The organism is Dyadobacter sp. CECT 9275 (assembly GCF_907164905.1).
Lineage (GTDB): Bacteria > Bacteroidota > Bacteroidia > Cytophagales > Spirosomataceae > Dyadobacter > Dyadobacter helix.
In genome coordinates this window covers 114,399-130,029 of the sequence record NZ_CAJRAF010000004.1, presented here as the reverse complement: position 1 = coordinate 130,029, position 15,631 = coordinate 114,399, and the positions used below count along the sequence as shown (strand labels likewise).

General features: G+C 47.4%; 10 protein-coding genes and 1 pseudogene. 8 read left to right on the top strand and 3 right to left on the bottom strand.

Features of this window, described 5'->3' with window-relative positions:
- Positions 1-52: 52 nt before the first annotated feature.
- The 8 genes and pseudogenes from KOE27_RS26330 (at position 53) to KOE27_RS26295 (ending at position 9,716) form a co-directional block, all read left to right on the top strand.
- Positions 53-1,984: a hypothetical protein gene (locus KOE27_RS26330; protein WP_215241853.1), complete on the top strand. Its 1,932-nt coding sequence runs from the start codon at positions 53-55 to the stop codon at positions 1,982-1,984.
- A gap of 106 nt (positions 1,985-2,090) precedes the next feature.
- On the top strand, positions 2,091-3,185 hold the full coding sequence (locus KOE27_RS26325) for a phosphotransferase family protein (RefSeq protein ID WP_215241852.1): 1,095 nt from the start codon (positions 2,091-2,093) through the stop codon (positions 3,183-3,185).
- Positions 3,182-3,928, top strand: coding sequence for an HpcH/HpaI aldolase family protein (locus tag KOE27_RS26320; protein WP_215241851.1), 747 nt, complete (start codon positions 3,182-3,184; stop codon positions 3,926-3,928). The genes KOE27_RS26325 and KOE27_RS26320 overlap by 4 nt, the downstream gene beginning before the upstream one ends.
- A 541-nt stretch (positions 3,929-4,469) precedes the next feature.
- Positions 4,470-5,348, top strand: a complete 879-nt coding sequence (locus KOE27_RS26315) for an SDR family NAD(P)-dependent oxidoreductase (RefSeq protein ID WP_229252997.1) — start codon at positions 4,470-4,472, stop codon at positions 5,346-5,348.
- Between the two features lie 17 nt (positions 5,349-5,365).
- Positions 5,366-6,094 carry an SDR family NAD(P)-dependent oxidoreductase gene (locus KOE27_RS26310; RefSeq protein ID WP_215241849.1) on the top strand — a complete coding sequence of 243 codons (729 nt, stop codon included), beginning with the start codon at positions 5,366-5,368 and terminating at the stop codon, positions 6,092-6,094.
- 118 nt (positions 6,095-6,212) lie between these two features.
- Positions 6,213-7,028 (top strand): helix-turn-helix domain-containing protein, encoded by an 816-nt coding sequence (locus KOE27_RS26305; protein WP_229252996.1) that lies wholly within the window; start codon positions 6,213-6,215, stop codon positions 7,026-7,028.
- 439 nt (positions 7,029-7,467) lie between these two features.
- Positions 7,468-7,906 (top strand): annotated as a pseudogene (gene tnpA / locus KOE27_RS26300) (IS200/IS605 family transposase).
- A 274-nt stretch (positions 7,907-8,180) separates the two neighbouring features.
- A complete protein-coding gene (locus tag KOE27_RS26295; protein WP_215241848.1) occupies positions 8,181-9,716 on the top strand; it encodes an IS1182 family transposase in 1,536 nt (511 codons plus the stop codon).
- 233 nt (positions 9,717-9,949) lie between these two features.
- On the opposite strand, the gene KOE27_RS26290 is transcribed toward KOE27_RS26295, so the two are convergent.
- From KOE27_RS26290 to KOE27_RS26280, 3 genes are all read right to left on the bottom strand, one after another.
- Entirely contained in the window at positions 9,950-11,647 is a 1,698-nt protein-coding gene (locus KOE27_RS26290) for a PHB depolymerase family esterase (protein ID WP_215241847.1), read from the bottom strand.
- 544 nt (positions 11,648-12,191) lie between these two features.
- Positions 12,192-14,684: a cation-translocating P-type ATPase gene (locus tag KOE27_RS26285; protein ID WP_215241846.1), complete on the bottom strand. Its 2,493-nt coding sequence runs from the start codon at positions 14,682-14,684 to the stop codon at positions 12,192-12,194.
- Between the two features lie 219 nt (positions 14,685-14,903).
- Positions 14,904-15,617 (bottom strand): hypothetical protein, encoded by a 714-nt coding sequence (locus tag KOE27_RS26280; protein ID WP_229252995.1) that lies wholly within the window; start codon positions 15,615-15,617, stop codon positions 14,904-14,906.
- Positions 15,618-15,631: the final 14 nt, after the last annotated feature.

The following is a 15,631-nucleotide window of genomic DNA, read 5'->3' as shown; positions in this document are numbered from 1 at the left end:
GTAAAACTGACCGGCTTACGGGGTTAACCAGGAATGAACAACAAACAGGTTTATGACACATAATAAAAAATTAGTTACATTATTATCACTGGCGATTTCGTCTTTGTTATTGATTTCCAATACAATGAAGGATGAAGCGAATGAGCGCATTCCCGCGAAAAGTGTATTGAAGCTAACCAGGAAAGGAAAGGCGATTGCACCGGTGATTGACATTCAGCCCCAGCTCAGGCGTATGCACGACGTAGATAGTGTTCGCGCTGAGATTCAGGAAATTAAAAGGCTGGGCTTCGATAGGGTCTATATGGTTTTATGTAATCCCGGCTACCCCGCATTTTCCGATCCCGGCATTGTACCTGTGCCCCTGGATAAAAAGACTGGCAACCGTACACTCGAATCGATATTGAAGCTTGGCGATCCGAACTGGGTCTATCTCAACGAAGCAAAAAAGGCTGGGCTGCAGGCCTGGGCCATTATCAAACCATATGAGTCCGGTACGGGAAGTACGATCCCGCACGGCGCAAAAGCGCCCCTAAGTCTTGCCCAAATTGAGACAGTCGGCGGACAGCATGTGTATTTTGATAATTTGTTGTCAAAAAGACCGGAGCTGCGGGTAATGAGAAAACCCCTTCCGGACTCCGTTCTGGCCCGACTCAATGAGCCTGTCAAAGAGCTCGAGATTGCGTTTTGCCTGGATGCTTTTACGAATAAAACTGCGGCAGACCAGTTTTTTAAATATGAAGGGGTTAAAGACGATCAGGTACAAATTCCGGAAGTCGGCGTATGGACGAGCCGGGAAAACGGTCAGTATCAAAAGCTGGACAAGGGTTTTCAGGTACAAACTAAAATCGAACAGCGAAACGTATCTGATGCGAATGATAATTTGATAGCTTCGGCAAAAAGGCACCTGGTTGTACGTATCAAAGGACTGAACATCACAAGCGAACATCCCTATATGGCCGTTACCCTGGAAAAGGCCGGAAAGTTGTACACCATTCCGTACTCGATGATCAAGGCATATAGTAGCTCGGGTGAAATTCCGGTAACAATAAGTCTGCATGCGAGAGCAACCATGAGTGCAGTGGAAAAAGAAAAACCGTACGGTGAAAGGGAATGGGGTCTTGAAAAACAGCCTGTGATGGGCGACGCAGCCAGGAAATCCTTTGCGGACTGGGGTTTTGAGTTTGAATGGCATGGGGCAGGATTCTGGGGCGATGGCTGGACGGACAATCCGGTGTACGGAATTGCAAGAGGCAAGCGCACGCATATGAAAGGCACACTTTGCGAGGCCTATCCCGAGGTGAGAAATTACTGGCTCGATCAGGTCAAACGGGCCGTCGACATGGGCTTTGACGGGGTTGATATCCGACTTCAAAACCATTCTGGTATGGTTACGGACTATACCCAATATGGCTACAATGAGCCCATTGTCAAAAAATACAAGGAGCTGTATGGAGTTGATATTTTGAAACAGAAAGCCGATCCGCTCAAAATCATGAAAATCAGAGGTGATTATTTCTATTCCTTTCTGGTAGAAGCGGCAGCGGTTATTCACCAAAAAGGAAAGAAGATTCAGGTCCACCTCCGCCATGCGCACGAGGCACCGGTGTTAAGCGACGATTTTAATGAACTTGGATTCTGGGCCATGCCAAAAATTCTGCTGGATTGGAAAAAAGTGGTCGATCTGGCTGATGAAGTTACGCTGAAACATTATTACCACAATAACTACAGAACTGCACTTGGAGCCCAGATAAAGCAGTACGCAAAGCGCCAGAACAAAAGAGTATGGGTGCATGCATACATTCAGCAGGGCAAGGAGTTGAATGCAGGGTTTTTCAATGAAATTGAAAAGGATGACCTGATCGGCGGTATCCTGCTATACGAGTTTGAAGATTCGCTTTTCAAAGCCGACCCCACCGGCAAGAACCCTGCTGTGCCTTCGCTCGGAACCGTTGCGAGCCTTTTGAAAGAATTTGGCTACAAATGACTGCACTCTACCATACGTTTCTACAAAACCGGTGTCATAACGAACCTATGCCGCATTTTCGAAGCTTTAATTCCGGTTTCACCTTACTGCGTTTTCTCGACCCCTCATGACCAATCGTCAGGATATATACTACTGGAAATGTGATCGTCCTTCTGCGTTTTTTGCACTGAAAGATCAACATGAAGCCATGGATGTGAAAGAAGTGCAGGCGCTGCTGCTTCCACGGCTGATCAGGTATTTCGGTATAGATCTTGTGCAGCTCGTGCCAGCCACAGGGCAGGGAAATCACTTAACCTTTCTGGCCAGTGCCGAAGGGGTCGCCATTTTTGTGCGATTGGAGAACGGGCCCGAAGGAGACGATTTTATGGAAATTGAAGCACATGTGCTTAGGGAAATCAGGGCCCTGGGGATCCCGGTACCGGCGGTACTCGAGGTCGATGCCACACGTGCAGAGGTGCCTTTCGCCTACCAGATCCTCGAATATCTGAAATACCCAGATCTCAATGCGCTATTCAAGCTGGGTAAACTGAATATTACCCTGATTGCGCGTGCGGTGGGTGAAAATGTGGCCCGGTGGCAGTCGGTTCAACCTTCCGGATTCGGGCCGTTCGATCCTGAAAAATTGCGTTCCGAAAATGCGCTGGTGGGCCTGCACAAAACATATCGGGACTATTTTTTATTAAACTGGGAAAAGCATCTCGATTTTCTGGTCTTGAGAAAATTCCTGAGCCAGGCCGAATCCGACAAAATACAAAAGCTGGTTTTTGATCATCAGCATTACCTGGATATAGCGCAGGGGTGTCTCGTTCATAAAGATCTGGCGTTATGGAACATGCTGGGCGAAGCGGAGGAAATTAAGGCATTTATCGACTGGGACGACACCATCAGCGGTGACGCTACCGACGACCTTTCCCTGCTGGCCTGTTTTCATTCGGGTGAAGTTGTACGGGCTGCTTTGGACGGATACGAATCGGTTGCCCCCTTGCCCGAAGATTTCTTGCCGAGGTTCTGGCTGCATCTGCTTCGGAATATGATCGTCAAGGCGGTGATCCGTGTTGGCGCGGATTACTTCGAAAAGGAATCAGATTTTTTTCTGATTGGTACGGGTTCATCGGGTGCCACATTAAGGGATTTTACAAAACAACGGATCTGGCTGGCCTGCAAAGGGTTGGAGAATAAAAAACAAATCAGAGATTTATGAATGATAATAACCCGAACCGCCGTCTGGGGATCGGTACCTGGCTTTCTAGTGGGTCGCCCGTAGTGGCGGAGCTTGCTTCTGAGTGCGGTTTCGACTGGCTTTTGCTGGATATGGAGCATGGATGTCTTACAGACGCAGGATTGCTGGCCAGTTTGCAGTCCGCGAAGAGACACAACCTGAACCTTATTGTCCGTGTGGGCAGTTTTGAGCCTGCAGTAATCGCCAGAGTGCTGGACTGGGGTGCTTCTGGAATAATGCTTCCCCACGTAAGCTGCGCTGAACAGGCTAAGCAATGTATTAAGGCCATGCGGTATCCGCCAGGTGGTACGCGGGGATATTCGGGTTCAGCGAGGGTGTTCGGTTACGGACTGGCCAGCGCACTGGCATCACGCGAACATGTTTCCCCGCTATTCATTCCCCAGATCGAAGATTATGAAGGAGTGATGAATTCCGAGGCAATTGCAGCAGTTGACGGCGTGGATATATTATTTGTCGGGCCTTCTGATCTTCAGCTGGCGCTCAGTACTGCCTCGGAGGAGTTATCGATGCCATATCAGGAAGCACTTACCCGTATTGCTGCCTCAGCAGGCCGTTATGGAAAGCAAACGGGCATTCTGGTACGAAATGCGGACGATGTGCTACCGCTAAAAAAAGCCGGGTTCAGTTGTCTGGCTATCGGTTCGGATATAGGGTTTTTGAAGTCAGGTTTTTTAAACGCAATTCAGGAAGGAAGTCGTCATTGAATAACACTTGAAAATCCGGGAAAAGCTGGTCAGGAAGACTCAATCTTTTCGTTTCTCAATCGACCAAAGCATCCTTGTTCGTTTATTAAACACTTTTATAGAAGAATGCTCCCAATTGCACCGTTTGGATAATGTCTTGCCTTGGCACACGGGTCCATTTTTTCGATAAACTCAGGGTGATGCATTCTCGACTATTCAACTCGTGTGACGTCTCCAATTTTTCGTACCAATTGAACCACTGCAAATTACGCTATGGCCAGTAGTCCTATCACTTCTCCTTCGGTCCGCAATCAGCCTTCCACGATCAGCGGCCTTGATCGAAGATTATCCAAAGAGCCGGCCTTTTAAACAAACCAACTTAGGACTTTTGAACAAAGTCGCCCGTGTTGAGCTACCCTACCTTTGTTCCAACAAAACAACTTAAAAAATGGAACAGAACAATGATCAGGGTGCTTTGCAACAACCAGCAGGCTCCGGCTTCCACGCAAAATCAACGACCAGCGATGTCATCAAGGGTATCGACCTGTCAGGAAAGATCGCCATGGTGACCGGCGGCAATACGGGCATCGGCCTGGAAACAACCAAGACACTTGCCGCGGCAGGTGCCACGGTGATCGTGCCGGCCAGGGATATGGAAAAGGCCACCAAAAATCTGCAAGGTATCCCGCATGTAGAAATTATGCCGATGGATCTCATGAATCCTGCTTCCATCGATGCATGTGCCGACCGTTTTCTGGCATCTGGCAGACCGCTGCATTTCCTCATCAACAACGCCGGGATTATGTGGGTGCCGCTCCGCCGCGACGAGCGCGGCATCGAGTCGCAGCTGGCGACCAATTACCTGGCGCAGTTCCAGCTTACGGCAAGGTTGTGGCCTGCGCTCAAAAACGCCAACGGTGCCAGGGTGATCAATGTGTCTTCTCACGGGCATCATTTTGCCCCGTTTGACTTCGACGACCCCAATTTCCTGCATAGGGAATATGAAACACTACTGGGCTACGGCCAGTCCAAAACAGCCGTCAACCTTTTTTCAATGGAACTGGACAACCGCGCCCGCAGGAGTAACGTAAGAGCCTATTCCGTGCATCCGGGTTCCATCGGTGGAACGGAACTGGGCCGGGAGGCGCCACTCGAACTGTTTCAGAAAATGGGTTTTCTGGATGCAGATGGCAACATGCTGCCCGAAGTGGCCGCTGCATTGAAAACGGTGCCGCAAGGTGCTGCCACAACAGTGTGGTGCGCCACTTCGCCCTTATTAAACAACATCGGCGGTGTGTATTGTGAGGATGCGGACATCGCTCCATTATCTGCCGATCTTTCCAATCCCCACGGCGTAAACCCTTATTCGCTGGATGAAGCCAGCGCAAAAAGGCTGTGGGACCTTACAGAGGAAATGACAGGAATCAGGTTCACCCTATAACATCGGACAGCAGGACAATGAAAGAACTAAATAATAAAGTTGCTGTCATCACAGGTGGTAACAGCGGAATCGGTTATGCCACCGCAAAAAAGCTGAAAGAAGCTGGGGCAAACGTAATCATCACCGGGAGAAGAAAGGACGCTGTGGAAAAGGCAGCGGCAGAACTCGGGGTAACGGGGCTGGTGGCAGATCAAAGTAAATTGGCGGATATTGAGCACCTTGTACGCCAGGTGGGAGAAGAATTTGGCAAAATCGATATCCTGATGGTCAATGCAGGTATTACCAAATTCTCTACAATTGAAGACGCAGAACAAAGCCAGTTTGACGAAATCATGAACGTCAACTTCAAGGGGGCCTATTTTACCCTGAGCCGTTTTATCCCTTTACTCAACGAGGGAGCGTCGGTGGTCATGCTCTCCTCTACATCCGCCACCATTTCGCCCCAAAGCGCTTCTGTGTATGCGGCGAGCAAATCGGCCATTAATGCGGTCGTAAAAATAGCGGCGCTGGAACTGGCGCCCCGTAAAATCCGCGTAAATGCCGTAAGTCCCGGGCCGGTGGCCACCGAGATTATGAACAAGATCGGGCTGGACGAAGCACTGGAAAATCAGCTGATACAAAGCATTCCGGCGGGAAGAATGGGCAAAGCCGAAGAGGTGGCCAGTATGGTGCACTACCTGGCGAGTGAAGAGGCGTCGTTTTTAACCGGTGCAAACTTTCTGGTCGATGGCGGACAATCGATTTAGCAGCAATGGGGGGAGGATCATTTCGGTTCTCCTTCCGTCCCCAAAAGGTGGTCTTTTCAACAAAGTAAAGTGTCAACGATGCACTATCTTTGCTTTGCTGATTTCTTTAAAAAACAAGATGATGGAATACAAGGCACGGTACATCACCGATGACATCAAGCTGTCCAGCTACGAGGACAAATTTTTCAAGTCGGACATGATGTTCGACCACCACATGCTGGTATGGTTCCTTTCCGGCGAAACCAAGATTGTACAGGCAGATGCCACGTACTTTTTTAAGAAAGGCGATATATTCCTGATCCCGAGAAATCAGCTGGCGACCATCATCAACTATCCGAAAGACGGACAGCCGCATAAAACCGTTGTGATGCACCTGTCGGTGGAAACGCTCAGGCGTTTTTACAGCAATAAGCAGGTAAAACACAAGCCCTTGCAATCACCCAAAATTTACAGTTTCAGCAATCACCCGTTGCTGGAAAGCTGCCTGGCTTCACTCATCCCGTATTTTGACATGGAAGATATACCCGAGGATATTGCTTCCATTAAAATATCCGAGGCGATCAGCATTCTCAGAACACTCAACAAGGACATTGATGATGTGCTTGCCAATTTTGAAGAGCCGGGCAAAATAAACCTGGTGGATTACATGGAAAAGAACTTCATGTTCAACCTGCCGGTGGAAAAATTCGGTTACCTCACCGGCAGGAGCCTGACGACCTTCAAGCGCGATTTTAAAAGAGCATTCAACACCACGCCACAACGCTGGCTCACACACAAGCGGCTGGAACTGGCGCATTACCAACTGACGGAAAAGAGAAAAAAGCCGTTGGACGTATGCTACGAAGTGGGCTTCGAAAACCTGTCGCATTTTTCTTTCGCCTTTAAAAAACAGTTCGGGATCGCACCCAGCCAATTACTATTTCCCAATGATTAGCCGCGATCGTTCGGTATCCGGTAGAAATCACTGACAAGGTAGAATGGTCAACGAGGGCACAAAGAGATTCGACCCGCTGGCAAGGAAGTCTGGAATTCCGATCAGGATATTGTCCAAGGAATTACAAGAGCGTGAAATAAACCAACTGTTCAGTGGAAAAGTTGCGATACAAAGCCCGTTACCGTTAATATTCCGCTACTGCCTATACGGTGACACTTAAGGAAGTTATGGACGAAATGATCCGCTGGGAACAAAACCATAAAAGGAAGATTGTGGGAAGCGTTAAATAAGTGTGATTGTAGATCACAAAGACTGGACGATGTAAAACAGCGGGTTGATATTTTCCCTCCTCGACTGTGATTTATTGGTCTCAGGGATAGTTAAAACTATACAATTTATTGCATTTCGCTTTAGCTTTTAAAAATTGTTACTTTGGGCCATGGATTTTCAAAGGGTAAATGGTCATCCAGTTTCTCACTTTCGGTTCATATAGTTTGAGCGACCAAGTATCGCTATGCTGTTTTGCAGGGCGATTAAAGATTCGTTGCCGTAGCCTTCTGATACAAATTTGCGAAGCAGAGGGCGTTCAAATATTAAAAGGTGTTGTGTCTAAGGATCATGTTCATATGCATGTGGAATATCGTCCCTCTCAGGATGTGAGTACTTTGGTGAAAATATTAAAGGGGCGTTTACAGATAGAATTTCCAGAATTGAAGAAGCATTACTGGGGTCGTCATTTTTGGGCAATTGGATTTGGTTGCTGGAGCGGTCCGCCGCGCGGCACAGGAAATATTACTGATGAAATGGTTAACGGATACTTAGGGTACCATAGAAATCCAAATGATAATAACCATGGTAACTTCATTATTGAGGACTGAGGGTTGCCAGGCTTTCAGTCTGGTTTTCAAACTATTGAATTGCAGTTCATAGTGTTTTATTTTCTGTCATAATTCCTTGTTTAAAATGAAAGATTTGCGGATCTGCTTGTTTAGTACGTCCATCAATGATCGATAAAAGAGGGTGTCTCAAAAGGGCATCCTCTTTTCGTGCATTTTATGTTAATATATTTTGGAATATAGTTCTAAAATTCGATTAATTTCTTTTGCCTATTTGCTTGATTTTTATATCTTTAGATATAAATAATTATGACTAATGGCAGGAAAACAACCTACTTTTAAGCCTTACAACCAGCAGCAAATCATACTATTGCCTCCCAGTTTGGAGGAGTTGGTTCCAAAATCTCATCCGGTCCGCATTGTTAACGAGGTGATCAACAAAGTCAACCTGGGCCCTCTAAATTCAGCTTACAAAACCACAGGAGCTTCGAGCTATCATCCACAGATGCTGCTTAAAGTGTTGGTTTACGGTTATGTAAGTAATGTATATTCCAGCCGAAAACTTGAAGCTGCCTGTAAAGAGAGCATCTACTTTATGTGGGTAAGCGGTATGAGCTATCCGGACCACAATACAATCAACCGTTTTAGAGGTGTTCGTTTAAAAGAGGCATTAAGGAGCGTTTTTGAGGAGGTGGTCCTACTTTTGGCGCAGGAAGGTTTATTAAGCATTGAGGAGATTTTCATTGACGGCACCAAGATTGAAGCCAATGCTAACCGCTATACTTTTGTTTGGCGAAAAGCGATTGCGACCAATAAGGAGAAGATGAAACAGCAATTGAAGCACATCTGGGAATATGCCCAAAGTGTTGCCGCAAAAGAGGATGAGCTTCCTGATCCACCAGACTTCACCACCATTGACACAGAAAAAGTACAGTCTACCGTAGACAAGCTCAATGAAGTGCTTGGCAAAAAGAAAGATATTGACAAAAAGACAAAGAATAAACTGAATTACATAACCAAGCATTATCCTGCCAACATTGCCAGGTACGAAATGCAGGAAGCTATTCTGGAAGATCGCAATAGCTACAGCAAGACAGACACTGATGCCACTTTCATGAGAATGAAGGAAGACCATATGCGTAACGGGCAATTAAAGCCTGCATACAATATTCAGATATCCAGTTCCAATCAATATATCGTCAATTATACCATACACCCAAACCCAACAGATACGACCACATTAACTGATCACATTGCCCAACATGAAGAGAGCTTCAAAAGTACACCCGCAGTTGTTACGGCAGATGCAGGTTATGGCTCACAAGAAAATTATACCTTACTTGAAAGCAAAGAAATAACGGCCTATGTGAAGTATGGCATGTTTGATAAACAGCAAAACAAGAATTACCAAGCTAAAAGACCTTTTAGTGCAGACAAGCTTTTTTATAACCCGCAGAAGGATTGCTACATCTGCCCAATGGGCCAGCAGATGCATTACATCGGTGATATCAAAAATAAAACCAGCACAGGGTTTGAACAAACACTAAGAAGGTATCGGGCTCAGAACTGCTCTAACTGTCCGTTAAACGGGGCATGTCACAAATCCAAAGGGAACAGGGTTATCCAGGTGAACGTTGAATTAGAACGACAGAAGAAAAAAGCCCACGAGCTGCTCAATAGTCCGGAAGGAATTGAAAGGCGAAAGAAAAGATGTTTTGATGTTGAACCCGTTTTTGCTAGTATTAAAAGCAATCATGGGTTTAAACGATTTATGCTCAGAGGCAAGCAAAAGGTTGAAATTGAGTTTGGCTTACTGGCAATAGCACAAAATATCAGAAAAAAGGCCGCTTAGCGTGGCATTTTTAGCCTAATCTGCAAATTCAAGAGACTGAGATTTGATTGTATAAATTCAAACCTCAGTTTTCCAATGCTAATAACATAAATGAAAGAGGGTGCCTCATTTTGGTTTTGAGACACCCTCTTGTTTAGACTAAATCACGATTTTTGTGGGCCCACCGCCTTACTCTTTGAAAAATGTTTAGCTGCCTCATTCGCTTCATAAGATTTATAGTCGGAGGCCGACTTTTATTTCTTAGGTACCGTGAATTGCAATCTCTTTATCCAAATGGCCTGATGATCCGTCTCCTGACGATATGCATCAATCACAAACTCGCGATCTGCTGAAACATTACCGTTAAATACCGAAATGCCATTTATAACAACTGCAAGGGGCTTCTTAAAATCAATCATTTCAGGCGATAAATAAATACTGACAGATTTTACGCGGGAGGTTTTTAAATCAAAACGATTATTTGAGTAGTAGGCCTTCACAGCGCCAGATCGACGCGGAAAAACAAATGCCTGAGAAGTGCTGTCAAGGATAATTTCTGGGTTCATCACTTCTCGCCACCCGGTAACTGCGAAGTTTTGATGAGTATGCCATGATGCCGTTTTGATCAGAGTGTCTAGTTCGTTTATTGCAAGCCAGTCAACACGTCCATGCCTCACATTGTCACACTCCCAATATAATCTAGGTTGAAATGGATTTCGTTTTTTAGCCAGTAAATTGTTAAAAAGAGCTTCATATACTTTCACAACAGTACTATCCTGGGAATTAACGAGGAACGAATGACTGCGATGCCCCACAACTTCTTGATTAACCCAATCTATGTTAAGCTGCTTGGTCAAATTCGTTAAAGTTCTATGGCCCTCAATGGGAAAATAGTAGTCGTTGTCAGTGGACACATTGTAAAAAGAACGATTGGTCCCGTTAAGCAAAAAAGTCCCGCCAGTCCGCACTTGTGGTCGATTATTTAAACCTGCAAAGCCGGCAAACAGGCCTGGTTGTTTCAAAAGGTAGGAGAAGGCACCAGTCGCGCCGTTCGAATGGCCGGCCAGATACACCCGTTGGTCATCAATAGAATACATTTTTTTGACCTGTCTAACTAGGTCAGGAACCAGATCAAAACCGTCGTCAGGCATCATCCAGTTATAGCGGTTGGTGCTATACGGGAAAACTGCAATCATGCCAGATTGATAGGCGCGATCAAAAAAGGGTCTGCCGAAGAAGGCTATATGCCGCGTACTGTCGGCAACGTCGGGTAATGTGGTTTGTCGGCTGACAGCCCCATGCAATACGACTACCATGGGATAGCGTCGACGTGCATCAAAGTTAATCGGTAGCTGTACTAAGTAAGGAAATTCCAGCGAGTCTGACAGGGTGAGCCAGTAGTAGCCGAAACGCCCGGAATGTGAATAGCTATGAACCGGACTTGTAATCTGAATTGCTTTATAAAGCTCTTCAACAGATGGAATATTAACGAGAGAACCCAGATGATCTTCGGTTTGACCAAGCAGTTCGCGCTGGTAGTCTCGAAAAGGCAGACTTTCCTGAATACGCTTCTGTCGCTCCTTTTCCTTGAGTTGAGCCACCCTGTCCATCAGTTGTATCCACCGACTATCTTTGCGTAGCCAATCAAAACTGCTCCCGAAACCGGCATTGGTCGCTATTTCAGAGTCGACTACCAATGCTGCATACTTGATGGCCAAATCGGCATTGTGATCGCGACTAGCGAAGATTGCTGCATTCAAATAGCGCCAATATTTCTCTGAAGGATCGGCCTCTGCCGCCTTCAACGCCCAATGAATTGCTCTTTCCCAATTCTGCCTGCCCATATTAGCTCCCATGCTATCTAGTGCAGGATTTTTTGATTGCGCTAAGCAAAGCAGTGGTAACAGAATTTTGATTATAGTAACCGCGGAAAGGCAAATACTTTTTTTCATTCGAATATGTATTTTCGGTAAGGAATAGTCAACGCCCATCTATGTTTTAATCTCAGTTGGACATTCGAAAGATACAATTACGATAACAACGTTGCATTGCTTCTTAGAGCAATGAATAATGGGGCAAGGCAGGTTACCGGATGTTTTGACCTGAATTGAACCGGAATGATATGCTTATCTCTCCGCCGTAGTTTGTGTCCTCACAAACGACCCGGGCAGGGTTTGCGTGCTCACAAACGACTTATGACTCGGTATATGTCAAATAGTAGTACTTTATGACAATACAGGCTGAGCCTAAATGGATAAACCGAATGTTAATAATTCGTTTGTGGAGACAAAAACAAAGGCGGGGAATTCACGTTTGTGGGGACACAAACGATGGCGTTCGCGAGGACACAAACGATGGCGTTCGCGAGGACACAAACGATGGCCGAAATTCATCTTCGGCGAACCGGGCTTTCATTTTGGTTTTAACTTTTAGCTGGATCGCCGTGGATGGAGACAGGGCTTTTGTTCCCTTCCACGACCTCCCGCCAACGCCCCCTCAACGCTTTCCCAAAGATTTTTTGAACGGTTCGCCCCACCATGTCACCAGCGCACCGGTGGAGATGCTGAGCATCAACTGCCGGATATTCACTGGAGCGAGTTCGAAAAAGCGGGCCACCGGGTCAATGAGATAGATCAGTGTGACAAGCGTTATCGTGACACCGATGATCAACGGTACCAGGTAATTTTTATAGCGGATGGTTTGCCAAACCGGCTGTGTGAACGAGCGGTTGGCGAGCGTGAGGCAGACATTGGCAGAAAGTAGTCCGATAAAAACCATCGAGCGGGTTAGCTCTTGGTTATACCCGTTTCTGACCGCATACTGATACAGAAAAAGCATCCCCAATGTGATCACAAGGCCCTGTAGAATGCTGCCCGACAATTCTTTGGCGTTGAAAAAAGTGGATGTGGCCGGCCTGGGAGACTGTGACAACAGGTCTTTTTGTAAAGGCTCGTTTTCGTAAATGATCGAGCAGGTCGGCCCCATAATGAGCTCAAAGAAAATGACATGTACGGGGGTAAAGATATTTGGGTATATCCAATCCAACACCAAGGGGATAAAAACGCACAAAATAATCGGTATGTGGATGGAGATAATGTAACGAATGGCGTTTTTCAGCGATACATATATTTTTCGACCCATGGCCACGGCATCCACCATCCTTGATAAATCGTCGTCTACCAGGATCAACGATGCAGCCTGTTTTGCGATTTCCGTTCCTTTCCTGCCCATGGCGATTCCGATGTGAGCGGCCTTCAGAGCCGGCCCGTCGTTGACCCCGTCACCGGTCATGGCCACGATCTGCCCCTGCGCTTTCAGCGCGTTTACCACACGCAGTTTTGCTTCCGGGAACATCCTCGCAAAAATACCGGTACGCATTACCTTCTGTCGCAGCTCGGGCTCATCCATCGCCAGAAGCTCCTCGCCCAGAAGTACATGCTCCGCTTGTTTTAGCCCGATCTGCCTGGCGATATTCTGGGTTGTGGCGGCATTATCCCCGGTAATGATCTTCACCTGGATTCCGGCGTCGTCAAAGGTCTGAAACACGGAGCGGATGTTTGCTTTCGGGGGGTCGTTGAAAGCAACAAGTCCTACGAAAGTGAAAGGGATCTGCTGTTGCCTTTGCGGAAATCCGGCGCCGGAATACGCGCTCTGGCCTACACCCAATACCCTGTATCCCCGGGATGCGAGGGAATCGATCACCGTCAGCACATGCGACTTTTCATCTGCTGAAAGCCGAGAACATGCCATAATCGCCTCCGGTGCTCCTTTGGCGGCCACGATCCGTTCACCCTGCGGATTTTCGAAAACGTGGGTCATCATGGGCGGCTTCCCGTCTAGGGGATACTCATGTGTCAGTTTAAATTCCGCCCGCCGGTCTTCGCTTCCCAGGTCCTGATATGCCTGATGCAGGGCCACTTCCATCGGGTCGAAAGGTTCGGGTTCGCTTGACCACATCGCCATGGCCAGCAGCGCAGAGGCCTCCTCACTCAGAGCAGCGGAAGGCTCCACCACCTCATCCCGGACATGTACGTATAAACCGGACAGCTTCATCTTGTTTTCTGTGATCGTACCGGTTTTGTCGGTACAGATGACCGTGGCACTTCCCAGGGTTTCGATGGTTTGGGTACGCTTCACGATGATGCCCATGTTCATCAAGCGCCAGGCACCCAGGGCCATGAATGTGGTGAATGCTACCGGGATTTCTTCTGGAAGAATACTCATGGCCAGGGTCAGCGCTTTCAGCAAACTGCCCAGTACCACTTTTGTACGTAAAAAATTAATGGCCCATACCAGCACAAACACCGCGCCGCCCAGGATGGCCATCTTCTTAACAAAACTGTTTATCTGGGTTTGAAGGGGTGTATCTCCCTGTTCGATGGCGTCCAGGCTTGCTCCGATCTGAGCCAGCCTGGTTCGACTTCCGATAGCAGTTGCCTCTATGATTGCCCGGCCTGAGGTGACCAGCGTTCCCTGAAATACGGGACTGTCAAATCCGTTTTTCGCAACAGCCAGCGACTCCCCGGTCAGGATCGACTCATCGACAAAAAAATCATGGGCTTCCCTGACCGCGCCATCGGCCTGGATCCGGCTTCCCTCTTCAATGACCAGCCAATCCCCGGTTACAATTTCCTCACTCAGAATTTCGGTTTCTGATCCGTCGCGAAGTACCTTAGAATGTGGCTGGGTCAGCGATTTGAGCGCGGCCAGGGCATTGCGGCTCCTGGTGTCCTGGTAGAGCGAAATGGCAGAAACGACGACGATCGCGCCGAGCATAAAATACCCCTCAGCATAAGCTCCTGTCAAGAAATAGATGGTTGAGGCACTCACCAGCAGGATGAGCATCGGTTCTTTGACCAACTCCCTGAGCGCGTCCCAAAAACCGCTTTCCTTTTTACCCTGGAACCTGTTCTCCCCGTATTGGCTACGCGAGGCCGAGACCTCTTCACTCGTTAAACCACGGCGGATACTATTGGCAGGACTTGACATAAATTTACAGTATGACGGATTTCGGGCGGGCAAATGACTGGCGCATAACAGTAATTTACTGTCTGATATTAAAACGGGGATGCCCGGTGAATCTACTGACAAAAACATCACGGCGGTATCTGCCAGATCCGACCGACCTGTTAACCGGGCCGTTGCACGGTGCCTGATCCTTCCACCATCCCGCGCGGGTGCCTGAATAATGATTCGGGAACAGAGACTTTAAAACGAGAATCCCGCCCGCAACGTCAGACGATTAAAATCTTCAAGCTTTTTAGTCCCCAGCTGATTGACCGATGATCTCTGGTACCGATATCCTGCACCGATGACAAAGCCAGTGTTGCCGTTGAACAGAATTTTAAGTCCCAAACCAGCGGAGAAAGTAGCCCCGCCCCCAAACCGTACACTGTCGACATCGTTTGAAGTAGCATTGATGCCATATCCGCCTTCGAGAAAATAAAAAGGAATTTTTGAGCCCTTGCTGGTAAGGTCTCCTCTCAGGCTGAGCACAACGGGAACAAAAGTTTGTACAGCGTACAGGTCAGCACCGATCCCAAGCCCTGTGTATATCCATTGGTTAAATTTGTACCCGTTCGTTACCTGCAGAGAAAATGCCGACGTAGTCACACCATTGGATGCCCTGTTGCTCATGGCAAGCGGGCCGAGTTCGGTATAGTGGACAAATCCTTTCATTTTATACCGGATATTGGGATTGACGGGTTGGGTAAAGTAAACGGTGTCGACCTGATCCTTCGTGAAAACCCATACGCTCTGGTCGTACGTTTCCAGCTGGTAGTCTGGAGCCGATCTCAGCAGCCGTCCACGGATCACGGAGCCATTGTTCAGATGAATTTTTGCTTCTTTAATCTTTTGCCCGAGTGCTGGCAAGTCCATCATCACCAGCAGAAATAGAAAAAATGGTACTAATAATTTCATAACGTAGGTCCTGA